This is a genomic window from Pseudomonas sp. FSL W5-0203 (assembly GCF_001896155.1).
Taxonomy (GTDB): Bacteria; Pseudomonadota; Gammaproteobacteria; order Pseudomonadales; family Pseudomonadaceae; genus Aquipseudomonas; species Aquipseudomonas paracarnis.
In genome coordinates, this window is record NZ_MPOR01000042.1 from 1 (window position 1) to 23,906 (window position 23,906).

General features: G+C 59.9%; 22 protein-coding genes and 1 tRNA gene. 12 read left to right on the forward strand and 11 right to left on the reverse strand.

Going from position 1 to position 23,906, the window contains the following annotated elements; all coding sequences use genetic code 11:
* Positions 1-238: 238 nt before the first annotated feature.
* A tRNA-Met gene (locus BOP96_RS24885) sits at positions 239-315 on the reverse strand.
* A gap of 278 nt (positions 316-593) precedes the next feature.
* Here BOP96_RS24885 and dinB point away from each other — a divergent pair.
* A complete protein-coding gene (gene dinB / locus BOP96_RS24890; RefSeq protein WP_014719774.1) occupies positions 594-1,652 on the forward strand; it encodes a DNA polymerase IV in 1,059 nt (352 codons plus the stop codon).
* A 129-nt stretch (positions 1,653-1,781) separates the two neighbouring features.
* On the opposite strand, the gene BOP96_RS24895 is transcribed toward dinB, so the two are convergent.
* The 4 genes from BOP96_RS24895 to BOP96_RS24910 all read right to left on the reverse strand — a co-directional run bounded on the left by BOP96_RS24895 (position 1,782) and on the right by BOP96_RS24910 (position 6,559).
* A complete protein-coding gene (locus BOP96_RS24895; protein WP_032902715.1) occupies positions 1,782-2,735 on the reverse strand; it encodes a hypothetical protein in 954 nt (317 codons plus the stop codon).
* A 20-nt stretch (positions 2,736-2,755) separates the two neighbouring features.
* On the reverse strand, positions 2,756-4,471 hold the full coding sequence (locus BOP96_RS24900; RefSeq protein WP_014719772.1) for a proline--tRNA ligase: 1,716 nt from the start codon (positions 4,469-4,471) through the stop codon (positions 2,756-2,758).
* 197 nt (positions 4,472-4,668) lie between these two features.
* Complete coding sequence (locus BOP96_RS24905; protein ID WP_014719771.1) at positions 4,669-6,201, reverse strand: AmpG family muropeptide MFS transporter; 1,533 nt, start codon at positions 6,199-6,201, stop codon at positions 4,669-4,671.
* A 43-nt stretch (positions 6,202-6,244) separates the two neighbouring features.
* A complete protein-coding gene (locus BOP96_RS24910) occupies positions 6,245-6,559 on the reverse strand; it encodes an MGMT family protein (protein WP_020301352.1) in 315 nt (104 codons plus the stop codon).
* A gap of 193 nt (positions 6,560-6,752) precedes the next feature.
* On the opposite strand from BOP96_RS24910, the gene BOP96_RS24915 reads away from it, so the two are divergent.
* The 5 genes from BOP96_RS24915 (at position 6,753) to groL (ending at position 11,375) form a co-directional block, all read left to right on the forward strand.
* Positions 6,753-7,760 carry a DUF481 domain-containing protein gene (locus tag BOP96_RS24915; RefSeq protein WP_014719769.1) on the forward strand — a complete coding sequence of 336 codons (1,008 nt, stop codon included), beginning with the start codon at positions 6,753-6,755 and terminating at the stop codon, positions 7,758-7,760.
* Between the two features lie 102 nt (positions 7,761-7,862).
* Positions 7,863-8,594, forward strand: a complete 732-nt coding sequence (locus BOP96_RS24920) for a HugZ family pyridoxamine 5'-phosphate oxidase (protein ID WP_014719768.1) — start codon at positions 7,863-7,865, stop codon at positions 8,592-8,594.
* A 66-nt stretch (positions 8,595-8,660) separates the two neighbouring features.
* The gene (locus BOP96_RS24925; RefSeq protein WP_003193941.1) at positions 8,661-9,137 is read left to right on the forward strand and encodes an FxsA family protein; all 477 of its coding nucleotides are present in this window, start codon (positions 8,661-8,663) and stop codon (positions 9,135-9,137) included.
* 247 nt (positions 9,138-9,384) lie between these two features.
* A complete protein-coding gene (locus tag BOP96_RS24930; RefSeq protein ID WP_003193940.1) occupies positions 9,385-9,678 on the forward strand; it encodes a co-chaperone GroES in 294 nt (97 codons plus the stop codon).
* 50 nt (positions 9,679-9,728) lie between these two features.
* On the forward strand, positions 9,729-11,375 hold the full coding sequence (gene groL, locus BOP96_RS24935) for a chaperonin GroEL (RefSeq protein ID WP_014719767.1): 1,647 nt from the start codon (positions 9,729-9,731) through the stop codon (positions 11,373-11,375).
* A 381-nt stretch (positions 11,376-11,756) separates the two neighbouring features.
* Here the strand turns inward: groL and BOP96_RS24940 are convergent, their stop codons facing one another.
* Positions 11,757-12,482, reverse strand: a complete 726-nt coding sequence (locus BOP96_RS24940; RefSeq protein ID WP_073454289.1) for a phosphatase PAP2 family protein — start codon at positions 12,480-12,482, stop codon at positions 11,757-11,759.
* A 50-nt stretch (positions 12,483-12,532) separates the two neighbouring features.
* A complete protein-coding gene (locus tag BOP96_RS24945; RefSeq protein ID WP_073454290.1) occupies positions 12,533-14,482 on the reverse strand; it encodes an LTA synthase family protein in 1,950 nt (649 codons plus the stop codon).
* 201 nt (positions 14,483-14,683) lie between these two features.
* Between BOP96_RS24945 and colR the strand changes: the two genes are divergently transcribed.
* The 5 genes from colR (at position 14,684) to BOP96_RS24970 (ending at position 18,454) form a co-directional block, all read left to right on the forward strand.
* Positions 14,684-15,367: a two-component system response regulator ColR gene (gene colR / locus BOP96_RS24950; RefSeq protein WP_003193936.1), complete on the forward strand. Its 684-nt coding sequence runs from the start codon at positions 14,684-14,686 to the stop codon at positions 15,365-15,367.
* The gene (locus BOP96_RS24955) at positions 15,357-16,637 is read left to right on the forward strand and encodes a sensor histidine kinase (RefSeq protein WP_014719764.1); all 1,281 of its coding nucleotides are present in this window, start codon (positions 15,357-15,359) and stop codon (positions 16,635-16,637) included. The genes colR and BOP96_RS24955 overlap by 11 nt, the downstream gene beginning before the upstream one ends.
* A gap of 188 nt (positions 16,638-16,825) precedes the next feature.
* A complete protein-coding gene (locus tag BOP96_RS24960; protein WP_019817332.1) occupies positions 16,826-17,506 on the forward strand; it encodes a class I SAM-dependent methyltransferase in 681 nt (226 codons plus the stop codon).
* A gap of 4 nt (positions 17,507-17,510) precedes the next feature.
* Positions 17,511-18,230 carry a lipopolysaccharide kinase InaA family protein gene (locus BOP96_RS24965; protein ID WP_019817333.1) on the forward strand — a complete coding sequence of 240 codons (720 nt, stop codon included), beginning with the start codon at positions 17,511-17,513 and terminating at the stop codon, positions 18,228-18,230.
* Positions 18,227-18,454 (forward strand): hypothetical protein, encoded by a 228-nt coding sequence (locus BOP96_RS24970; protein WP_003193932.1) that lies wholly within the window; start codon positions 18,227-18,229, stop codon positions 18,452-18,454. Before BOP96_RS24965 ends, BOP96_RS24970 begins: the two co-directional genes overlap by 4 nt.
* A 211-nt stretch (positions 18,455-18,665) precedes the next feature.
* On the opposite strand, the gene BOP96_RS24975 is transcribed toward BOP96_RS24970, so the two are convergent.
* From BOP96_RS24975 to BOP96_RS24985, 3 genes are read right to left on the reverse strand one after another with little or no spacing between them, the layout of a single operon-like run.
* The gene (locus BOP96_RS24975; protein WP_073454300.1) at positions 18,666-19,763 is read right to left on the reverse strand and encodes a DUF1513 domain-containing protein; all 1,098 of its coding nucleotides are present in this window, start codon (positions 19,761-19,763) and stop codon (positions 18,666-18,668) included.
* Between the two features lie 2 nt (positions 19,764-19,765).
* A complete protein-coding gene (locus tag BOP96_RS24980; protein ID WP_073454291.1) occupies positions 19,766-20,830 on the reverse strand; it encodes an imelysin family protein in 1,065 nt (354 codons plus the stop codon).
* Between the two features lie 31 nt (positions 20,831-20,861).
* Positions 20,862-22,301, reverse strand: a complete 1,440-nt coding sequence (locus tag BOP96_RS24985) for a di-heme oxidoreductase family protein (protein WP_073454293.1) — start codon at positions 22,299-22,301, stop codon at positions 20,862-20,864.
* Between the two features lie 140 nt (positions 22,302-22,441).
* On the opposite strand from BOP96_RS24985, the gene BOP96_RS24990 reads away from it, so the two are divergent.
* Positions 22,442-23,005, forward strand: coding sequence for an NAD(P)H nitroreductase (locus BOP96_RS24990; RefSeq protein ID WP_003193928.1), 564 nt, complete (start codon positions 22,442-22,444; stop codon positions 23,003-23,005).
* A gap of 135 nt (positions 23,006-23,140) precedes the next feature.
* On the opposite strand, the gene BOP96_RS31000 is transcribed toward BOP96_RS24990, so the two are convergent.
* Positions 23,141-23,896 (reverse strand): methyl-accepting chemotaxis protein, encoded by a 756-nt coding sequence (locus BOP96_RS31000; RefSeq protein WP_370706227.1) that lies wholly within the window; start codon positions 23,894-23,896, stop codon positions 23,141-23,143.
* Between the last annotated feature and the right edge of the window lie 10 nt (positions 23,897-23,906).

The following is a 23,906-nucleotide window of genomic DNA, read 5'->3' on the forward strand; positions in this document are numbered from 1 at the left end:
GCGGGAGCCGGATTTGAACCGACGACCTTCGGGTTATGAGCCCGACGAGCTACCAGACTGCTCCATCCCGCGTCTGTGGGCGGCATTCTACAGCCCAGCGGCGGGGTGTCAACCGTTAATGAGCTGATCGCTGAAATAAGCGCTAATTATTCTGAAATCAAGGTGTTGGCTGCATTGTGCAGGCAAAAACAAGCGCGCACAAAAAAGGCCACTCTTTCGAGTAGCCTTTTTTGATGTTTGGTTGCGGGAGCCGGATTTGAACCGACGACCTTCGGGTTATGAGCCCGACGAGCTACCAGACTGCTCCATCCCGCGTCTGTGTGTCGGCATTCTACAGAGGAACGCGAGTGTGTCAACCTGTGAATCAAACAAAAGCGCTTGTGGTTCAATCGGTTAGCTCTCCAAAGAGGGGGCGTGAAGTGCTCTGGGCCAGTCAGGCCAAGGCTTTCAGCTCTATCGGAAGCCCGAATTCGATTGAAAAAATAAATTCATCAAGGAAACTTCCTACCACTTGGAAGGAAGAATCAAACTACTGGTGCTATATACAGGTGTGAATGCGATACTGGCCACCCTTTGGTTCACACCCCGTTTATATGACGCAGCGCAAAATCATCCACGTTGACTGTGATTGCTTCTACGCCGCCATCGAGATGCGTGACGACCCGAGCCTGGCGCAAAAGCCCTTGGCGGTGGGCGGTTCGGCGGACCGGCGGGGGGTGATCGCTACCTGCAACTACGAGGCGCGAGCGTATGGGGTGCGTTCGGCGATGTCGTCACGTCATGCCTTGAAGCTCTGCCCGGACTTGACCATTGTTAAGCCGCGCATGGATGCCTATAAAGAAGCGTCGAAAGAAATCCAACTGATCTTCCGCGACTACACCGACTTGATCGAGCCGTTGTCGCTGGATGAGGCTTACCTTGATGTGTCTGACAGCCCGCATTTTGGCGGCAGCGCCACGCGTATTGCCCAGGACATTCGGCGCCGGGTCTCCAACCAGTTGCATATCACTGTGTCTGCCGGCGTGGCGCCCAACAAGTTTTTGGCCAAGATCGCCAGCGACTGGAAAAAGCCCAACGGCCTGTTTGTGATCACGCCGGATCAGGTTGAAGACTTTGTCTCGCAGTTGCGTGTCAGCAAGCTGCATGGCGTGGGCAAGGTCACCGCTGACAAGCTGGCGCGCCTGGGCATCGAAGACTGCCTGCAATTGCGCGACTGGAACAAACTGGCGCTGGTGCGCGAATTCGGCAGTTTTGGCGAGCGCCTCTGGAGCCTGGCCCGTGGAATTGATGACCGTGTGGTGCAAAACGACAGCCGTCGGCAATCGATTAGCGTGGAAAACACCTACGATGTGGACTTGCCGGATCTTTCAAGCTGCCTGGCGAAACTGCCGGAGCTGATGGAGACCCTGGCCGGGCGCATGGCGCGTATCGACAGCAGCTACCGGGCGGGCAAGCCGTTCGTGAAAGTGAAGTTTCATGACTTTACCCAGACGACGCTGGAGCAGGCCGGGGCAGGACGGGATCTGGAGAGTTATGAACAGTTGATGACCCAGGCGTTCAATCGCGGGGGCAAGCCGGTGCGGTTGCTGGGGATAGGCGTACGGTTGCTGGACCTGAGCGGCGGCAACGAACAGCTCGAGTTTTCCTGGTAAAAACCCGAAACAAATGTGGGAGCTGGCTTGCTTGCGATAGCCGTGTGTCAGTCAAGAATGCTTTAACTGATACACCGCTATCGCAGGCAAGCCAGCTCCCACAGTTTGATCTTCACAGGTATTGCACGATCAGCGTGCGCCAGGATCGGCGACTAACCGCCCCCCATCCTTGGTCAACGCCTGCACAAACTCCTGCTGCAACTCCGGATCATTGCGCGTCAGTTCAATCAGGCTTTGTTCCAGCTCGCTGGCTTCTTCTTCCAGGCCCAGCTCCGACAAGCGTTTGACCCGGTGTACCCACTGGTTCACTTCGTCATCTTCCAGGTCGTCATAGATCAGGGCATGGGCTTCGAGCAGCTTGCTGCGCAGCGTGTTGCTGACCGCCAGGGTCGAGTCGGTATGCACGTCGTCCTGGCCATCCGCCACAGTGATTTTCAGCGTGGTGACGCGGTTCAGGTCCTGCTCGGCAAAGGGGCTGTCCAACAGGTTAAGGCGCAGTATGCCGTTACGGTCGGTGGTCAGCTCGTGGGTCTGCTTGCCGGCGGTGACTTGCACCGGGCGCTCGCTCCAGGGCAGGCTCGAATACTCCAGGCGCTTGTCACGCTGGACTTCATCGATGGCCGCCAGGTTCTGTTGCGCACGGCCGTGGGATTGCACGTTCATGAACGGGTTGATGCCGTCCACGCCATAGCTCAACCAGTCATGGGTCACACTCGTGGGCAGGTTGCCGAGGGCGAAGATATTCACCACGTTAGCACCCACGCCCGCCACCAGCGCCACGGCACCCAGGGGCATCTCATAGAGTTTGCGCCAGGGCTGGTAGGGTGTGTAGCGGTCGTAACGACGGGTGACTTCGAATTCGGTGACCTCGAAGGTCTTCTGCTCATGAATGCGAACCCGGCGTTGCGGTAGCTCCAGCACTTTAGGCTCGCCTACATCGATCTGCAGGCTGTGGTCGAGCAACTTACGCTCGACCCGCTCCTCGTGTTCACTGCGTTGCGACATCTGATTGGCGCAGCCGCTGACCAGCAGGGCGCCGCACAAGGCGGCGCCCCCCAGGGCTCTGGTGTTTCGCTTGAACATGACTTCTCTTGATCTGGTTTTCAGCGACGAATACGCGCCTGGAGGAAAGACAGCACCTCAGCCACCGGCAACGGTTGGGCTTCGGCTTCGGTCCGGCTCTTGTATTCCAGATTGCCATCCGCCAGGCCGCGGTCACTGACCACGATCCGGTGCGGGATGCCAATCAGTTCCATGTCGGCGAACTTGATGCCCGGGCTGGTTTTCTTGTCCCGATCATCGAGCAGCACTTCAAAACCGGCGGCGGTGAGTTGCGCGTACAGTTTGTCGGTGGCTTCGCGTACTTGCTCGGTTTCATAGCGCAATGGCACCAGGGCCACCTGGAACGGCGCCAGCGCGTCACTCCAGATGATGCCTTTCTCGTCGTTGTTCTGCTCGATGGCAGCGGCCACCACGCGGGATACGCCAATGCCGTAGCAGCCCATGTCCAGGGTGATCGGCTTGCCGTTCTCACCCAGTACTTCGCACTTCATCGCCTTGCTGTACTTGTTGCCCAGCTGGAAGATGTGCCCGACTTCGATGCCGCGCTTGATCTCCAGGGTGCCCTTGCCATCCGGGCTCGGGTCGCCGGCCACGACGTTGCGCAGGTCGGCCACGGTCGGAACCGGCAGGTCACGCTCCCAGTTCACGCCGAAGTAGTGCTTGTCGTCGATGTTGGCGCCGATACCGAAGTCGCTCATCAGCTCAACGGAACGGTCGATGATGATCGGCAGTGGCAGGTTCAGCGGGCCGAGGGAACCGGCACCGGCGCCAATGGCGTCGCGCAGTTCGGCATCGGTGGCCATGACCAGCGGGCTGGCTACGCCAGGCTGGTTAGCGGCCTTGATTTCGTTGAGCTCGTGGTCACCACGGATCACCAGGGCGATCAGCTTGCCTTCTTCTTCGGCGCGCACGATCAGGGTCTTGATGGTCTTTTCAATCGGCAGATTGAATTTCTCCACCAGGGCCGCGATGGTCTTGGTGTCTGGCGTGTCGACCAGGCGCAGCTCCTCGGTGGGAGCAGGGCGCGAGGTTTCACGTGGTATGGCTTCGGCCTTCTCGATGTTCGCCGCGTAGTCGGAACCGTTGCTGAACACGATATCGTCTTCGCCAGACTCGGCCAGCACGTGGAATTCGTGGGAGCCGGCACCGCCGATGGAGCCGTTGTCCGCTTCAACCGGGCGGAACTTCAGGCCCAGGCGCGTGAACACGTTGCAGTAGGCCTGGTGCATGCGGTCGTAGGTCGCTTGCAGGGAAGCCTGGTCGGCGTGGAACGAATAGGCGTCCTTCATGATGAACTCGCGGCCACGCATCAGGCCGAAGCGTGGGCGGATCTCATCACGGAACTTGGTCTGGATCTGATACAGGTTGAGCGGCAACTGCTTATAGCTGCTCAGCTCGTTGCGCATCAGGTCGGTGATGACTTCTTCGTGGGTCGGGCCGGCGCAGAAATCGCGGCCATGACGGTCCTTGAAGCGCAGCAACTCAGGGCCGTACTCTTCCCAGCGCCCGGATTCCTGCCACAACTCAGCCGGTTGGGTGCTCGGCATCAACACTTCCAGAGAGCCGGCAGCGTTCATTTCTTCACGAACGATGGCTTCGACCTTGCGCATCACCTTCAAGCCCATGGGCAACCAGGTGTACAGGCCCGAGGCCAGTTTGCGGATCATACCGGCGCGCAGCATCAACTGATGGCTGATTACAACCGCGTCGGAAGGCGTTTCTTTCTGTGTGGCGAGCAAATATTGACTGGTACGCATGGTAGGCCGTTGTCGGTTGCTTGGACTTGAAATGACTTGGGATTGTACGGGCGCTTGTCGCCGGAGTACAGGCGTGAGGTGGCGGGGCGTATCTGTCGTAACGGTCGCTTGTGTGGGAGCTGGCTTGCCTGCGATAGCGGCGCTGGGTTCACCACCGCTATCGCAGGCAAGCCAGCTCCCACATTGACTGAGTCGTGTCAGTCTTCCGGCGGGGGATTCAGCCGGGCGCGGCGGTTCTCCTGGAACCAATGCAACGCAATCAGGAGCAGCGTCGGCACGCCCAACAGGCAGGTGATCATAAAGAAGTTGTGGTAACCGAACTTCTCCACCATCACGCCTGAATAGCCGCCGATCAAACGTGGCAGCAACAGCATGATCGAACTGAGCAGCGCATATTGGGTGGCGGAGAACTTGAGGTTGGTGAGGCTCGACAGGTAAGCCACGAATGCCGAGGTGGCCATGCCCGAACTGAAGTTGTCCAGGGAGATGGTCACGATCAACATCTGCAGGTCGGGGCCCATGTCGGCGAGCATCACGAACAGCAGGTTGGTACCGGCCGAGGCCACGCCGCCGATGAACAGGATCGGCAATATGCCGAACCGCACGATCAACAGGCCGCCCATGCCGGCGCCGAGCAGGGTCATGATCAGGCCGAAGATCTTGCTCACTCCGGCGATCTGGTCCTTGGTGAAACCCTGGTCGATATAGAACACGTTGGCCATGACGCCCATCACCGTGTCGGACATGCGATAGGTGGCAATCAGCCCGAGCAGCAGCAGCGCCTGCCAACGGTAGCGCAGGATAAAGTCGTTGACCGGCGTGAGCACGGGCGCCAGGCCCCGGCGGCCCATGGCTGAAAGGCACAGGGTAGTGAGGATGATATAGAGGATGGCGCGCAGGAACGCGCGGTCTTCCATCAGCAGTTCCCACAAACTCACGCCCTGGAACAGCACGCTGGCGAAGTCGGTGTTGTACAACTGGGTGAACATCGCCGGCACTGAGACCAACAGCACGATCAGCACAAACACCGACACCAACTGGTGCATGAAACTGTAGCGGCCGGCCTGCAACTGGGTGCGCAGTGGCACATCAGGTTCACGCATGAGGAAGGTGGTGAGCAACGCCGGCACCATCAACACGCCGAACAGCACATAGGTGCCGGTCCAGGCCGAGTGTTTATAGTTGAAGCCGGTGGAGCCAAAGCCTTCGGCAAAGAACAGCGCACCGGCCGTGGCCAACAGGGCGGCAATGCGATAGCCGGACATGTAGCTTGCCGCCAGGGCGGCCTGACGGCTGTCGTCGGCGATTTCCAGGCGGTAGGCATCCACGGCGATATCTTGGGTGGCCGACGCGAAGGCGACAATCACCGCGATGGCGATCAACCAGGACAAGTGTTTTTGCGGGTCACAAAAACCCATGCCGATCAATCCGAGGATCACCAGCGATTGGGCCAGCACCAGCCAGGAGCGACGACGCCCCAGTTTGCCAAGCAACGGCAGGCGCCATTGGTCGAGCAGCGGCGACCAGACCCATTTAAAGGCGTAGGCCAGGCCGATCAGGCTCGCATAGCCAATGGTCTCGCGAGCCACACCGGCTTCACGCAGCCACACCGAAAGCGTCGAAAACACCAACATGTAAGGCATGCCGGCGGCGAAACCGAGCAACAACAGCACTAACGTCGAAGGGCTGGCATAGGCGGCGAGCGCGGCGCGCCAGGTTTTACGGGGCATGGGCTGGAGTCTGCCTCAGATTTGCGGAAACAAAGCGCGCACTCTAACCGCTGTGCTCTACCGGGCGCCAGCCATGACGCTGAATATCAACACGATTGTTCAGGATAGTGACGCCTTCGCTACGTAAACGCGCACGTTGTTCGTCGCCCGAGGCACTGCCCACCGGCAGGCTTATCCGACCACCGGCACCCAGCACCCGATGCCAGGGCAACCGCGTGTCTTGCGGCAACTGGCTCAGGGTGCGCCCGACCCAGCGGGCAGCACGGCCCAGACCCGCCAGGTGGGCCAGCTCGCCGTAACTCACCACGCAGCCTTCGGGCACCTGCGATAACGTCAGGTACAAGGCGGTGCGGCGCATCTCGGCAGGGCTTTGTGGTGCATCTGCAGGTGGGATCACTGTGGAGATATCCGTTGAGATCGTCGTTGTTTTGTCAGAAACGTCTGTAAACATGACGATGAGTATTGAACTCAATATAAATCCTTGAGTCAGTTCTAGCCATGTAACACTATAACGCCCCTTTTTTCGCCTATCCTGAGCCCCGTACCTGCTTATGTTGTCCAGAACCCTGTTGTGCCTTGCTGTTTTCAGTGCTTCCACGCCCTTACTCGCCGATACCGTCTGGTTGAAAAACGGTGACCGGCTCACTGGCAAGATAAAAGTCTTCGACGGTGGCAAGTTGCTGATCCAAACCACCTACGCAGGCTCCATTCCGGTGGACTGGAAGCAGGTCAAAACCCTGGAAAGTGACCAGGAGCTGCTGGTCAAGCAGGACGCCTACAGCGGTGAAAAGGCCAAGTCCTTGCAGGCATCGGATGACGGCAAGGTGGTGCTGGCCAATGGCGAGGCGCCCAAGACGGTGGAACTGGCAAGTATCCAACAGATCATGAAGCCCAAGCCCGTGATCGAAGACCTGGTGTGGAAGGGTAATGTCGACCTGGCGCTGGACTACAAACGCGCGGACAAAGACACCAACGACTACGACATCGACTTCAAGACCTCGGCCCGTCACGGCCAGTGGCGTCATACGGGCAAGGGCGAATATAACCGCGAGTTCCAGGACGACGTCACCACCACCGACAACTGGGCCCTGGAATACGACCTGGACCGTTTTATCACCGAGCACTGGTTCTGGCAGGGGCGCCTGACCTACAAACGCGACAAGGTCGAAGACCTGGCGCGCCAGCGCACCGTGGGTACCGGCCCGGGCTACCAGTTCTGGGACGATGAGTTGGGCGCGTTCTCCCTCGGATCGCTGGTCAACCGTACCGATTATGAATATGCCGACGGCGGCAAGGACAACTTCTACTCTCTGGCCATGAAGTGGAACTACAACCGCTACCTGGTGGGCAAGACCGTAGAGTTCTTCACCAACGGCGAATTGGGCAAGCCTCTGGACGGCCCGGCCGATTACTCCCTGGATGCCGAGATGGGCCTGCGCTACAAAGTCACCGAATGGGCGTCCCTCAATCTCAAGGCCGAGCGTGACGTCATCAGCGGCGACTCCGATAGCAGCTTGAGCAAGACCCGTTACACCGCAGGCTTCGGCGTGGCCTGGTAAACCGGCGTCGGCCACTCTGGCAACCTGCGCAGATATTGATTACCTTGTGTTGAGATCCATTCCCATATGCCATGGGCGGCGGAACACCCGAGGAGTCATCTATTGAGCACGCAGGTTGCCAAGAACGCCCGAGAGCTGTTGCTCAAGGAATACCGTGGGGCGCTCGCCACACAGTCCAAAGCCATGCCCGGCTTTCCCTTTGGCTCGGTGGTGCCCTACTGCCTGGACGAGCAGGGCCGCCCGCTGATCCTGATCAGCCGCATTGCCCAGCACACCCACAACCTGCAAAAAGATCCCAAGTGTTCGCTGTTGGTGGGTGAGCGCGAGGCCGATGATGTGCAAGCCGTGGGGCGCCTGACCTACCTGGCCGAAGCCGAGAAGCTGGAAGACCCCGCCGCCATCGAAGCTGCGGCCGAGCGCTACTACCGCTACTTCCCTGATTCGGCCAACTACCACAAGGCCCACGATTTCGATTTCTGGGTGCTCAACCCCGTCCGTCACCGTTACATCGGTGGGTTTGGCGCGATCCATTGGGTCGACCAGTTAACCTTGGCCAACCCGTTTGCGGGCAAGGCCGAGCGCAGCATGATCGAGCACATGAACAGCGATCACACCAAGGCCATCGCCCATTACGTCGAGCTGGGCGGCTTGCCGACCACCGAGCCTGCACAGTTGGCCGGCATCGACAGCGAAGGCATGCACCTGCGCATTGGCCAATCGTTACATTGGCTAGGGTTTGCCGAGCCCTGCAATACGCCGACACAAGTGCGTGAAGCCCTGGTTTCATTGGCGCACGCTGAAGTCTGGCCGAAAAAAACCGCGGCTACTGCTTGAATTCACACAACGGCGACGTCATCTAAGGTGAACTGGCAAGGCATTCTTGCGTTGAGGAACCATTTGATGCGCCCTTTTTTATTGCTCTTTCTGCTGTTTCCGGTGTTGGAGCTGTTCGTATTCGTTAAAGTCAGCGGTGCGATCGGTTTCTTCCCGGCGCTGTTGCTGATCATCGTAGGCTCCATGCTCGGCGTCCTGGTGCTGCGTGTCGCCGGCCTGGCCACCGCGCTGCGTGCCCGTGAAAGCCTGAACCGCGGCGAACTGCCGGCCCAGACCATGCTTGAGGGCCTGATGATGGCACTGGCCGGTGGCCTGCTGATCCTGCCGGGCTTTATCAGCGACGTGCTCGGCCTGGTGCTGTTGCTGCCGTTCACCCGCAAGCTGCTGGCCGGCAAAATGCGCCAGCGTGCTGAAGAGGCCGCGATGCGCCAGCGTGCGTTCGCCGACGACCTGCAACCCCGTGGTGGCCCGGCTCCACGCCAACCCCTGGGGCGTGAAGGTGATGTGATCGAAGGCGAGTTCGAACACCGCGACCCTAAGTAACCGCTTCACTGGCACGGCACCTTCGGGTGCCGTGTTGCATTTACCCTTGAGCCGACACAAAAAATTTCATCCTCGGCCCCTTGTAATAAGCCTGGGCGCCCTTATGTAACGGTCACCGCAAGGTTTCTGGTGGTGACATCAGACAGACTTCCGCGTCTCGCCCCGCGAGCCGCGACCGGCACCGCCGGAATTTAACCCGCCGGAATTGATACCGGCCGATGAAAAACACAATTAGGAGAGATCGACAATGAAGCTTCGTCCTCTGCACGACCGCGTCGTAATCCGTCGCAGCGAAGAAGAAAAGAAAACCGCCGGCGGGATCGTTCTGCCAGGTTCGGCTGCTGAAAAAGCCAACCACGGTGTGATCGTCGCTGCTGGCCCAGGCAAAACCCTGGAGAACGGTGATGTACGCGCACTGGCCGTGAAAGTGGGTGACAAGGTTGTTTTCGGCCCTTACTCCGGCAGCAACACTGTGAAAGTAGACGGCGAAGACCTGCTGGTAATGGCTGAGAACGAAATTCTCGCCGTTCTGGAAGACTGATTTCCTCGCTCATTTTCCCGTTACTACAAAGTATTTAAGGAATATCGATCATGGCTGCTAAAGAAGTTAAATTCGGCGACTCCGCCCGCAAGAAAATGCTCACTGGCGTCAACGTACTGGCTGACGCAGTAAAAGCGACCTTGGGCCCGAAAGGCCGTAACGTGATCATCGAGAAGAGCTTCGGCGCTCCGACCATCACCAAGGACGGCGTTTCCGTCGCCAAAGAAATCGAACTGGAAGACCGTTTCGAAAACATGGGCGCGCAGCTGGTCAAAGACGTTGCCTCCCGTGCCAACGATGACGCAGGTGACGGTACTACCACCGCAACCGTACTGGCTCAGTCGATCGTCAACGAAGGCCTGAAGGCCGTTGCTGCCGGCATGAACCCGATGGACCTCAAGCGCGGCATCGACAAGGCGACCATCGCCATCGTCAAAGAGCTGAAGAACCTGTCCAAGCCATGCGCCGACACCAAGGCCATCGCTCAGGTAGGCACCATCTCCGCAAACTCCGACAGCTCCATCGGCGACATCATTGCCGAAGCCATGGAAAAAGTCGGTAAAGAAGGCGTGATCACCGTTGAAGAAGGCTCGGGCCTGGAAAACGAACTGTCGGTTGTAGAAGGCATGCAGTTCGACCGTGGCTACCTGTCCCCGTACTTCGTCAACAAGCCGGACACCATGGTTGCCGAGCTGGACAGCCCGCTGATCCTGCTGGTCGACAAAAAGATCTCCAACATCCGCGAAATGCTGCCAGTGCTGGAAGCCGTTGCCAAAGCCGGCCGCCCACTGCTGATCGTGGCTGAAGACGTTGAAGGCGAAGCCCTGGCGACTCTGGTTGTGAACAACATGCGTGGCATCGTCAAGGTTGCAGCCGTCAAGGCGCCAGGCTTCGGCGACCGTCGCAAGGCCATGCTGCAGGACATCGCCGTTCTGACCGGCGGTACCGTTATCTCCGAAGAGATCGGCCTGAGCCTGGAAAGCGCCACCCTGGAAAACCTGGGTAGCGCCAAGCGCGTGACCCTGTCCAAGGAAAACACCATCATCGTTGACGGTGCTGGCGTTGAAGGCGACATCGAGTCCCGTATCGCTCAGATCCGTGCACAGGTTGCCGAGACTTCCTCGGACTACGACCGTGAAAAACTGCAAGAGCGCCTGGCCAAGCTGTCTGGCGGCGTTGCAGTGATCAAGGTTGGCGCTGGCTCCGAAGTTGAAATGAAAGAGAAGAAGGCCCGCGTTGAAGACGCCCTGCACGCAACCCGTGCAGCCGTTGAAGAAGGCGTGGTACCTGGCGGTGGCGTTGCGCTGATCCGTGCTCTGGAAGCCCTGACTGAGCTGACCGGCGACAACGCTGACCAGAACGTCGGTATCGCTGTACTGCGTCGTGCCGTTGAAGCACCGCTGCGCCAGATCGCTGCCAACTCCGGCGACGAGCCAAGCGTTGTGGTCAACGAAGTCAAGAACGGCAAAGGTAACTACGGTTACAACGCTGCGACTGGCGTGTACGGCGACATGATCGAAATGGGCATCCTGGATCCAACCAAGGTGACTCGTTCCGCGCTGCAAGCAGCATCCTCCATCGGCGGTCTGATCCTGACCACCGAAGCTGCGATCGCTGAAGCACCGAAGAAAGAAGGCTCGGCTGGCGGCGGTATGCCAGACATGGGCGGCATGGGTGGCATGGGCGGCATGATGTAAGCCAGCCTACCCGGCGCTATAAAAAGCCCCGCCTGCAGTGATGCAGGCGGGGCTTTTTTATGCACGGCTGTACCCACCCGACGGCGGCCTGACAGCCACGCTTATCTAACTGATGCACGGCGGTCAAAATGTGGGAGCTGGCTTGCCTGCGAAGACGGCCTGCCAGCCTGCAGGAATATCGGATCAGAGCGCGTTCATATCCGTTAGTCAGGCAACGGCCATCTAGGGGCCGCCCTGCCGGGTTACCCAGGAGTTCAAGCCTGCGTTCGGCCAGCGTGGTTATCGAGATTGTAGTTGCCGTCGACCGCTGCAAAGTTGTGTCGATACTTATGGCCAATCGCAGGCAAGCCAGCTCCCACATTTGATCTTCGTTGCATTCGTTTAACTGGCCGGCATTACGGCTTGCCGTGAAGGCCGGTACAGCAACAAGCAATACAGCCCCAGGCAGATCAGCCAGCAAAAGATCGCTGTCCACACATTGTGGGAAAAGAAATGCGCCCCTTGCAGCATACGGCTGACTGAAAACACGCTGCCCAGGCCGACAGCAAAGATGAACGCGTAGCGGGCCAGCCGTGGCCGTCGATCCCGCAGGGCAAAGAACCAGGCGAACAAGGCGAACCCGGTGGCGGCATGTCCGCCGGGCCAGCAACGGCCGGGTTTATCGGTAGGTGGGCGCGGGCTGAGCAGTTCGCTGTAGGTTTCCTGGCCGCCGAACTCCTTGAGGCTCCAGGGGCATTGCACGGCGGTGATGGTTTTCAATGGCGACACGAACGCCGTCGCCATGCCCAGCGACAGCACCAGGCACACCAGTTCACGGCGGTACGGCTTGAGCCGCTGCAGGATGAAGCTGCCGACCAGGCCCAGAATCGCCAGCACCGAAAACAGGATCACCAGTTGCTTGGCACGGTCATGCAGGATGTCTTCAAGGAAGAAGCTATAGCGGCCAATGAAGCCGCCAGCCTCTGCGCTATAGAAATGCCTGGCCAGGTCCATGTCCAGTGACGTCAGTTCAAGCAACAGCAAGGCTACTGCAGCGCTGGCAGGCAGGCCCAGGCACAGCCAAAAATCAAGCGGTTTGGAAACTGGTAAAGAGGAGGGGGATTTCATCTCGAACCTTGGTAAAAAAGCCCCGTGCTCACCTGCACGAGGCTTTTTGATTAGCGTTTGCTTAAGACTGGAGCCTCTTCCTTGGGCGCTTTCCAGCTCAGCAGTTGCTGTTTGTAGTCATAACTGGCGGCCTGGTAGTAGGTGATCGCCCGTTGAATCAAGGGGTCATCGCTACCGACGCGCAGCTCCTGGCTCTCGCCCAAGGCCTTGTCGTGGCGACGCAAGCCTTGGCGCGGGCTGAGGATTGCCAGGTCCTTGCCATCGAACAGACCCAGGTGCTGGTAATTGCCCACCACTACCCGTGCAGGCAATGGGTTGTCCTGCAGCAGGTTGCGGCCAAAGAATGTTGATTCGTAGCTCAGGTTGAGCAGGCCCAGCAAGGTCGGCGCCAGGTCGATCTGGCTGGCCAGTTGGGCGGATTCCCGTGCGTCGATCAGCTTGGGCGCGTAGATAAACAGCGGTATCTGGTAGTTGGTGATCGGCAGGTCTTCCTTGCCCGCGCTGCCGGCCGTGTGGTCGGCGACGAACACGAAGATCGTGTTATCGAACCACGGCTTCTGGCGCGCCGCCTCAAGGAACTGGCCGATGGCGTAGTCGGTGTATTTCACCGCGCCGTCGCGGCCCTTGCCGGATTTGATATCGATACGCCCGTCCGGGTAGGTATAAGGGCGATGGTTGGAGGTGGTCATCAGTTGCAGCAAGAACGGCTGCTGCTTGGCGTAATCGGCGTCGGCCAGTTTCAAGGTCTGTTTGAACAGGTCTTCGTCGGCCATGCCCCAGGCGTTTTTGAACGAGATCTCCGACTCTGGCACGCTGCTCTGGTCCACGACCCGATAACCGTTGCCGCTGAAGAACGCGTTCATATTGTCGAAGTAACCGCGCCCGCCGTAGACAAATACGCTGTCATAACCGATGGCCGAGAGCTGTTGCCCCAGGCTGGCGAACCCGCTTTCGCGGCCGATGCGCTTGACGATCGAACGTCCCGGCGTCGGCGGGACTGCCAGGGTAATGGCTTCCAGGCCTCGGTCGGTGCGCGTACCGGTGGCGTAGAAGTTATTGAAGTACAGGCTCTGTTGGCGCAATGCATCCAGATTGGGCGTGAGGTTGCGCGCATCGCCATTGCTGCCCATGTACTTGGCGCTGAAGCTCTCGATGGTCACCAGTACGATGTTGGGCTTGCGCAGTGTGCCGGGGTTGGTGATGGCACGGCGAATATCCAGCGGGTCCGGGTCGATAAAGCGGGCGTTGGGCTCACTCAGTTCGGCGCGCAACTGCTTGGCGACGACGTCGGTCGGCAGGCTTTTGTAGAACTGGGTGTAATCCAGTTCGTTGTTACGGAAGGCGGCGAAGAACTGATAAGGCCCGTTGCTGGCCAATTCGTTGTTGTACGCGTTACCGCCTTGGGTGCGTGGGCTGTCCTGGCTGACCAGTTGCAGGCTGAGGCCGGCGAGCACCAGCAGGCCCAGGGCGTTGACCAAACGGCCACGCAGCGCAGGCACGGGCGCTGCCATCGCGGCATTGAAGGGCTTGCGCAGAGCCACGCTCAGAATCAGTGCAAGCATCGCCAGCAGGCTCAGCAGCTTGCCGATCGGGTAAGACTCCAGCAGGTTGTTCAGTACCTCATCGGAGTACACCAAGTAATCGACAGCGATAAAGTTGAAGCGCACGCCAAACTCATCCCAGAACAACCATTCGGCCACCGAGGTGAACAGCATGGCGAACAGGCTGACGGTCAGCACCGCTTGCAGGAACCAGCGATGGCCACGGCGGCGCCACAGGGCTGGCGGGCAGAGCAGCAAATACAGGCCAAGCGGCAAGGCTGCGTAGGCGAGGAAGGCCAGGTCGTAGAGCACACCTACGCCAAACACCGGCAGCAGGTTGCCGCCGACTTCATCCAGGTGAGTGATGAGCAGCACACTGCGGGTGAGCAGGAAAACCACTAACCAGGCCCCGGTGATCAATAGCAAATAACGCATTGGCGCGGTTTTGAAAAAACCCATGTCTATGTTCCTTAGATCAATGGGGGGCGATCTTCTTCCTGAGGCTGTAGTCAGTTTGTGAAGCTATAGTGAAAAACTTGTTTGGCTCTAAAAACAGTTGAAAAGCTTTATCGGCGGGGCTCTGCGCTCTATCCCTGAGCCCCGCTTGGCCTTAAGCTGCGCGAGCCAACACGGCCGTTACCGCGTACGGAGACACTGCCCATGCGAATTCTATTGGTTGAAGACAACCGCGATATCCTCGCCAACCTGGCCGATTACCTGGGGCTCAAAGGCTACACAGTGGACTGTGCGCAGGATGGTTTGTCGGGCCTGCACCTCGCGGCCACCGAGCATTACGACCTGATCGTGCTCGACATCATGTTGCCCGGCATCGATGGCTATACCCTGTGCAAACGCCTGCGCGAAGACGCGCGCCGTGACACTCCGGTAATCATGCTTACCGCTCGCGACCAACTGGACGACCGGCTGCAGGGCTTCAAGTCTGGCGCCGATGACTACCTGCTCAAACCCTTCGCCTTGTCGGAACTGGCTGCGCGTATCGAAGCGGTGTTGCGCCGTGCCCAGGGTGGCGGGCGTCGTGCCCTGCAAGTGGGTGACCTGAACTACGACCTCGATACGCTGGAAGTCACCCGCGAAGGGCGCCTGCTCAAGCTCAACCCCGTGGGTCTGAAACTGCTCGCCGTGCTGATGCAGAAAAGCCCGCACGTTCTGCGTCGGGAAGTTCTCGAAGAAGCCCTGTGGGGAGACGACTGCCCGGACAGCGACAGCCTGCGCAGCCATGTTCACCAATTGCGCCAAGTGATCGACAAACCCTTCGCCAAGCCATTGCTGCAAACGGTGCATGGTGTGGGTTATCGCCTGGCCGAGGGTCGTGATGGAGTTTAAGCAAAGCCTTGCCCAGCGCATCATCATCGCCTTCGCCTTGATGAGTGCGTTGGTGGCGGGGGCCTTCGCCATCGGCATCATTGCGACCGTGCACCTGGTGGAAGAGAAGTTGATCTCGGCGGGCTTGGGCGGCGACTTGCAACGCCTGCTGTTGATGGACAGCGTCGAAGACTGGAACCATCGGCCGGAGCCGGACCAGCTGTTCTATTTCAGCGGCGGGCGTGGCGATTTTGAACTGCCCAAGGACCTGCGCCATCTGGACCCGGGGTTTCATGAGGTGTTTCGCGAGGCGCTGTCGTACCACGCCATGGTTGAAGTGGTCGATGGCCGACGTTATGTGTTGCTGCAAGACCAGAGCGATTTCGAAGAGCGTGAGCGCGTGCTGTTTGCGGTGGTGCTGGTGGGGTTCGTACTCAGCCTGGCGCTGGCGGCGTTCCTCGGCTGGGTGCTGGCCCGCAAGGTGATGGCGCCGGTGGTACGCCTGGCCCGCCAGGTCCGTCATCGTGACCAACTGTTGGGCCTGGCACCGCCCCTGGCGCCGGATTACGCCGCCGATGAAGTGGGCGAACTGGCGGTGGCGTTCGACGCCACCTTGGGGCGTTTACGCCAGGCGCTGTCACGTGAGCAATTGTTTACCAGCGATGTGAGCCATGAGTTGCGCACGCCCTTGATGGTCCTGGCCAGCTCCTGCGAACTGTTGCGCGAAAACCCGGCCATCGATCAACGTGGTCGCAACCAGGTAGAGCGCATAGCCCGTGCCTGTGAAGAAATGCGCGAGCTGGTGCAAACCTTCCTGATGCTGGCCCGCGCCAAACACGACGACGCTGCCAGTTCACCCCAAGGCAACCTCACCCAGGTGGCCGAAGACCTGCTCGGTATCTGGCGCGAGCCCATCGAGAAAAAAGGCCTGGCGTTGATCTACCTGCCGGGTAACCCCCTGGACACCCGCTACAACACCACCTTCTTGCATGCGGTGATGGGCAACCTGCTGCGCAACGCACTGCATTACACCGAGCACGGGTTTATCCGCCTGACCCTGGAGCCCAGTGGTTTCACGGTGGAGGACTCCGGTGTCGGGATCCCCGAAGAGAAGCGCGAAGCGATGTTCGAGCCGTTCGTGCGCGGTAGCGAGAAGCGTGGCGAGGGCCTTGGCCTCGGCCTGTCACTGGTGCAGCGGATCTGCGAAAGCCAGGGTTGGAGCGTGAGCCTGAGCACCATGGAGCCTAATGGCTGCCGTTTTCACGTGGAGCTCAACCCAGTCAAAACCTGACCCTTCAGTCTGTCGTTTTGCTGATGCAGACTGCCCGCTTTTCGGCGAAGATGGCCCGGTGCTACTGAATGTTTCTGTAAAGTCTTGAAATGTATGCAATTGGACAGGACAAGATTTTCACAACGAGTTGACCTGTTGATCACAGTTCGCTGCTTAAGGTCGTAGGCATCAGTTACTGGAGACGTAAGATGCCTTCCCCGATCAAGCTGGAATTTTCTGACAAGTACGACGATCAACACGCGCAGAAATATTTGCTCAAGCATCAGGACAATCTGGCTCGCCGGTTGTCCCACAAGCGCGACGAGCAGTTGGCGCGCGGCGCCTTGGCCATGGCCGGTGAGCCGGGCCTGGTGTTGGACCTGCCGTGTGGCGCTGGACGCTTCTGGCCGTTACTGGCCGAAAAACCCAACCGTGTGATTATCGGAGCTGACAATTCGGCGTCGATGTTGAAGATCGCCACCGCTGCCCAACCGGCAGAGGTGGTGAAACGGGTACGCCCTTTGCAGACGTCTGCCTTTGATATCGATTTGCCAGATAACTCCGTCGACAGTATTTTCTGCATGCGCTTGATGCACCACATCGGTGATCCAGAGCACAGATTGACAATATTGCGCGAGTTTCAACGTGTTACCCGCGACAGCGTGATTATTTCGCTGTGGGTAGACGGTAATTTCAAGGCCTGGAAGCGCAAGCGCAGCGAAGTGCGTCGTCGCAAAAAAGGTGAGCAAGAAGGTTACCAAAACCGGTTTGTGTTACCGGCTGCTACTGTCGAGGCAGAATTCGAGCAGGCCGGTTTCCGTGTTCAGGAATCCCTGGACTTCATACCGCTCTACGCCATGTGGCGAGTGTATGTATTGCGCAAGAGGTAACAGGATGGCAGTTGAGTGCGTAGTAGGCAGTCATGTAGCTCCCGAAGAACGATTTGATTTTTTCTGGCGTCAACAGGGTGAATGGGTGGAAGAACCCAACCGTCGCCGTGGTGGTGAAAGTGGCGTGCAACGGGTCATAAGCCCTAATGGCCGTTTGCTCTATTGCAAGCGCCAGACCGGCCACATTTACCGTAGCTGGCTGCACCCCTTTGGGCGTCCGACCGTGCTGCGTGAACGCGATGCCCTCAAAGGCCTGCGTTTGCTGGATGTGCGTGTGCCGGAACTGGTGTTTTGCGAAGCACGTCGCGACCCGGAGCACCAATGGAAAGCCCTGTTGGTCACCGCGTCCCTGGACGGTTTCGACGAGATTGAAAACTGGTACGCCGCCGGTGGCCGCGAACAGTATGGCGAGGCGGTCCACGAGCGCCTGCTGCAAGAGTTGGCCGGCACCTTGGCCCGTATGCACAAAGGCCGCTGGCAACACGGTTGCCTGTATATCAAGCACATTTTCGTGCGAGTTACCGGTGAGCCTGATGCGGCGACTGTGGAAGTGGCCCTGCTGGACTTTGAGAAATGCCGCCAGCGCCTGACCGCTTATCGGGCCGCGTCCCACGACATGCTGCAATTGCGTCGCCATTCGTCGTGGAATGATACCGACTGGAAAAAACTCAGCTACTTTTACGAGACGGCGTTTGGCAGCGCTATCAAGGGTTTAACCAGATGAAGCTAGAAATCGCACGAGGTTTGTTTCTGGTCGGGGCATTGGGTGTTGCAGCCCTGGCCCTGGCGGTATGGGAACAACCTCGTACACAAGTGTTGAGTGCGGTAGACGGTGGCGGGCAATGCCTGCTGCCACGCATTGCCAAGACGAGTGTGGCGGCCAAGCCCGACCATGAATTGTTGTTATTCATGTTCGGCATGTCTCAAGCGATGAGGCCGCAAAGTTGAAACGATTGACCCCGAAAAGGGCCTTGCCATGCGAGGCCCTTTTTTTATGGTGCGCCAGGCATGATCATTCCCACGCTCTGCGTGGGAATGCCTCTTGAGACGCTCTGCGTCTCGTCCGTTAGCGCCAGTGACGCAGAGCGTCACGGGTTGCACTCCCACGCAGAGCGTGGGAACGATCAAGCCCGCTCCCACATTTTGATGTCGTCGGTCTTTAGACCAAGTGCAGGTGGTTATCCCAGAACCCCGCCGGTAACTCCAGTGGTGTTGCCAGTAACTTTTCCTGGCGGCAGTCATAGAAGCGGCAACGCCCCTGTCCTGATGTCACGACAAACCCATCCGCCACCGCACCCACCCCCGCACAGTCCGGCAAGGGCCCATCCAGGCGCAGTTCGGCGGTGTCCATGTCCCAGATAAAAAAGCGATTGCCACGAGGTGCTGTCAACGCCACCAGGCGCAGTTCGCTGTGCACCGCCACGCTGGCGGTGTAATGCCCCATCGCCTGCAACTGTTCATCCGCCACTGGGAACGCCACGAACGGCTGCCCCGGGCGCTTGATCGCCAGCAACTCGGAACGCTCCTGGGACGGGCCCATGAACTGTTGCCCGGTGAGGATGGTGCCATCGCTGGCGATGCCCATGTGCCGCACGCTGTTCATCTGCTGGGCCAGGGTTTCCTTGCTGATCAGGCTGCCGTCACGGCGCATCAGCACCAGGCTCGGCTCCATGGCGTTGAGGTTCATTTCTACCCGGCTTTCGGCTTCGGTGCGAATGCCACCGTTGGCCACGATCAGCGTCTCGCCGTCGGGCATCCACGAGACTTGATGCGGGCCGATGCCGTGGGTAGAGATCTCGCCGCTGTGCACCAGCCGCTCACCTTCAAACTTATACACACCCAACAGGCCGCGACCAGGGTCGGAAGTGTCGTTCTCGGTGGCGTACAGCCAGGCGCCGCTCTTGTGGATCACCGCATGCCCATAGAAATGGCGGTTGGCGTTGGAGGTGAGGGTTTGCAGCAGCCTGCCATCGCGCAGGTCGATCAGGTAACTCTCGGTGCCCGGGCGACGGGCGACGAACAGCGCAATCGGCAACGTTGGGTGGTTGATGATGTCATGGCAGCGCTGGCCGACCTGGGTGGCAAATACCGGCTTGCCGTCCAGGCGATAGCCGACAGCGTAGTGCTTGCCATCGGCATCATCGCGCGCCGACAGCAGCAGCGGGCCTTTGTCTTTGTGCTTGAACAGCGTCCAGCCACCCAAGGTGATAGCGCTGAGCAGCACGCTGCCCACCGCCAAAGCCTGTCGCCTGAGCATCATCAGTCACCGTCGTTGGCGTTAAAGCCCAGTTGTACGCCCAGCGCCTTGGCCAGTTCACCTTCATGCAGGCGATGGACTACGTTGAGGCTGTCGTAGATGTCGTTGAGTTGCTGGCGCCCGGCGTCGTCATTCAACAGTTCGTTGAGGGTGCGCTGGTTGCTGGCGAACAGTTTCAGCGACGCTGCGTAGGCGGCGTCGATTTTCTCGGCCAGGGGCTTCTGGTCCGCCGGCAGCAGGCCACGCATTCCTTTGTTATCGACGCCCACCCACACGGTCTGCGCTGCGGCGAGGCTGGCTTCCAGGCTCTGCAGGGACGACTGGCTGCGCCAGGCATCGGCCTGGAACGGTTGCGGGATGCCCTTGGTCTGGCGGCCCATTGGGGTGCCGAGTTTTTTCTTCAGGGTGTCCAGCGCGGTCACTTGCACGCGCAGCAGGTCGGCGATGGCTTCGTGGGAATCAGCGTAGCGCTGGTTCGGAAACTTGGTCATCTGCGCGAGCATGCCGTCGGTGCTGTTCCAGCTGGCCAGGATCTCTTCGGCCAGGAGTTTCTGGCGCTCGCCGATGGCCATCAGTAACGGGCAATAGCGGGCTTTCTGGGCTTCGTCGGCGACGTCGGGCTTGGCGTCGTAGAGGATGTATTCGTAGGCCGACAGGCCCTGCACCACCACGCTGGATTTCGCCAGGGCCGCGGCGTCGATCTGCGGCTGGGCGCTGACCAGTTGCTCGACCTGGCGGCCGACCAGGTTCTTCTTGTCTGGCCAGAACTGCACCTGCCACGCCCGGTTGCCTTCGGCCAGCGGGCCGATCAGCAGCGGTTGTAGCTCGGCCCAGGCTTTTTGTGCGTGCAGGAAGTCAGCGCGGGCGGTGTCCAGGCTTTCCTTGCCTTGGCAGTAGGCCAGGGCGCTGACGGCCAACTGACGGTCGGCCTCAACCCAACGGCTGTAGGTCGGCAGGATCACTTGCTTGGCGATGGCTGCCGAGGTCACTGCTTGCGGGTCTTGGGGCGAGCAGGCGCCCAAGGCCAGGGCGGCGAGGCTGGTGAACAACAACTTGGGACGAAACATGTCGAGCTCCCTTCTGTAAGTGGGGCAAAGCTTATAAAGAATTCAGGAACGCCAGCAACGCGGCACGCTGCTCGGCATTGAACGACAACACATGTTGCTGCGCCGCTTGGGCTTCACCGCCATGCCACAGCACGGCTTCAAGCAGGTTGCGGGCGCGGCCGTCATGCAGGAACTGGGTGTGACCACTCACGGTTTGCGTCAGGCCGATACCCCACAGCGGCGGGGTGCGCCAGTCGCGGCCGGTGGCTTTGAATTCGCTACGGTTGTCGGCCAGGCCTTCGCCCATATCGTGCAGCAGCAGGTCGCTGTAAGGGCGAATCATCTGGTTGGCCAGTTCTGGTTCGGCGGCATTGGCGGCGGTGGTGAAGCTGGGCTTGTGACAGCCTTGGCAACCGGCCTGGTAGAACAGGTTCTTGCCGGCCAGCACTTGCGGCGTATCAACGTCCCGACGTGCGGGCACCGCGAGGTTGCGGGTGTAGAACAGCACCAGGCGCAGGATGTTATCGCTGACTTCCGGTTCACCCTGCGGGCCATTGCCGTTGGGCGCCTGTTTGCAGGCCACTTGGGCGTCGGTGCAGTCATCGAAGGGTCTCAGGGACGTGGTGAGGCCCATATCACCAGAAAACGCGTGAACGTTTTGTTGGTTGAGGTTGGGCTGCCCGGCTTTCCAGCCAAAACGCCCGAGGACAGTTTTGGCCTGAGCGTCATCCCAGACCCAATTGGCGCGGCCGACAATAGCCTCTTTGTCGGCGGTCTTGGGGTCAGTGTTGCGCAGGATATCGGCATCGCTGATCGCTTCGAGCAGGCCCAGGCCGATCATCGGCGGGGCGATACGCGCCGAGAAGCGTGTGTCGGGGTGCATCGGGCCGTAGCCGAGTTGGGTGATCTGCAGGTCGGGCTTGCGCAACTCGACCACCGTACCGTCCTTGAATCTGACGTTGACCGGTGTGTAGTCGACCCGCACCTTGCCTTCCGGCGCAACGCCAGGTACGGCCATGTCCTGGAGTTGCCCGCCGTAGACCGGCTCGGGTACCACGCCGATCTGTTCGATGAGCTTGGCGTAGGCTGGCTGCTCTGTAATAGAGGGATGGATGGACAGGCGCACCAGCATCGACACGGCATTGGACGCGTCGGGCAGCGGCGGGTGGCCACGGCCATCCTTGATATGACAGTTCTGGCAGGCGTTGGTATTGAACAGTGGGCCCAGGCCATCGCGCGCCGTGGTGGTGGACGGCGCAATCACCCAGGGGTTGCGAAAGAAACTGTTGCCGACGCTGAAGTCCAGGCGCCGCGTGGGCGCGAGGTTGGCCGAGGGCAGGGAAAAGGCGTTCTGGTCGCGCTTGTTTACCGTCGCCGCGCCACCGGCCCGCGATTCACCCGGCTCTGCTTTCGTGAAGCGAGGGGCGTCATCGCAAGCAGTCAGGCTTAAAGCCATCAACGCTGCAGGCAGGTACAAAAGCGCACGGAACATCGAGATTCCTGGACGAGGGCAGAAAATTAAGGCGCAAAGTCTAACAGGGCAGGGCAGATTGAATAAGAGCAATTATCGTTTGGTGGCATCCCGATTCTTTCCCGCTAGAATGGCTGCACATTTTTTTATGGAGGTGGCCAATGCAGGCTCTCGACGCTTTGCTCAACCGTGTTTCCGTGCCCCGTTTGCTCGACCCGGCACCGACCCAGGAGCAGCGCGACCTGCTGTTCGCCGCCGCCATGCGCGCGCCCGATCACGGTCAACTGCGCCCGTGGCGTTTCCTCACCGTCGAAGGCGCAGCCCGTGAACAGATGGGCACGCTGTTGGCTGAAGCCGCCCGCCTGCAAGACGCCGACGCACCGCAAGCCGCCATCGATAAAGCCCAGAACGGCCCGCTGCGTGCGCCGCTGGTGGTGGTGGTGATTGCACGCTTGCAAGAGCATTTCAAAGTGCCCAAGTCCGAGCAATTGCTGGCCGCCGCCTGTGCGGCCCACGGCATTCTGCTGGCGGCGTATGCCCAGGGTATTGGCGCGGTGTGGCGTACTGGCGAATTGTCCTACTCGGCCCATGTCGCCAAAGGCCTGGGGTTGGCGGCGAATGAAGAAGTGATTGGCTTTCTCTACCTGGGCACACCGCAGAACCCACCGCGTACGGCGCCGAAGGAAGACCTGACGCCGTTCGTCCAGGCTTGGCCCGGTCGGTAATTCACCGCTGTTCTGCTCTATGTGAGAGCTGGCTTGCCTGCGATGGCATCGACTCGGTTTCACAGATACACCGAGTTGTCTGCATCGCGGGCGAGCCCGGCTCCCACCCAGATGTTTAGTGTTTTCAGAACCGAGTCAGACCCTGAACTGATCCATCAACTTCATCTGCTGGCTGGCCAGCGCATTGAGCTGGCTGCTGATCGCCGCCGACTCGGTGGCCTGGCCCGTGAGGGTTTCGGTCACGGTGCGAATCGCCGAGACGTTGCGGTTGACCTCTTCGGCCACCGCGCTCTGCTGTTCGGCCGCGCTGGCGATTTGCAGGTTCATGTCGCTGATCACGGTGACCGCGTCGCTGATCTTGCCCAGGGCTTGCACGGCTTGATGGATCTGCCCGGCATTGCTCTGCGCCTGGTGCTGGCTGGAGTGCATGGTCGCCACTACGCCACGAGTACCGCTCTGGATACGCTCGATCACCAGGCGGATTTCTTCCACCGAGTCCTGGGTGCGTTTGGCCAGGTTGCGCACTTCGTCGGCCACCACCGCAAAGCCACGTCCGCTTTCCCCAGCGCGCGCCGCTTCAATCGCCGCATTCAACGCCAACAGGTTGGTCTGTTCGGCAATGCTGCGGATCACCTCCAGCACTGAACCGATTTGCTCGCTGTTGACTGCCAGGGCTTCGACTTCGCCCACGGCTTTGCTGACTTCGTCGGCCAGAGTGGTGATATCGCGGGTGCTCTGCTCGATGATCGACATGCCTTCGCGAGCCGACTGGTCGGCGCCGCGTGCCGCGCTGGCGGCATTGGAGGCGCTGTTGGCCACGTCGTGGGCGGTGGCGCTCATTTCGTTCGACGCGGTGGCGACCTGGTCGATTTCACGGAACTGCACCTGCATGCCTTCGCTG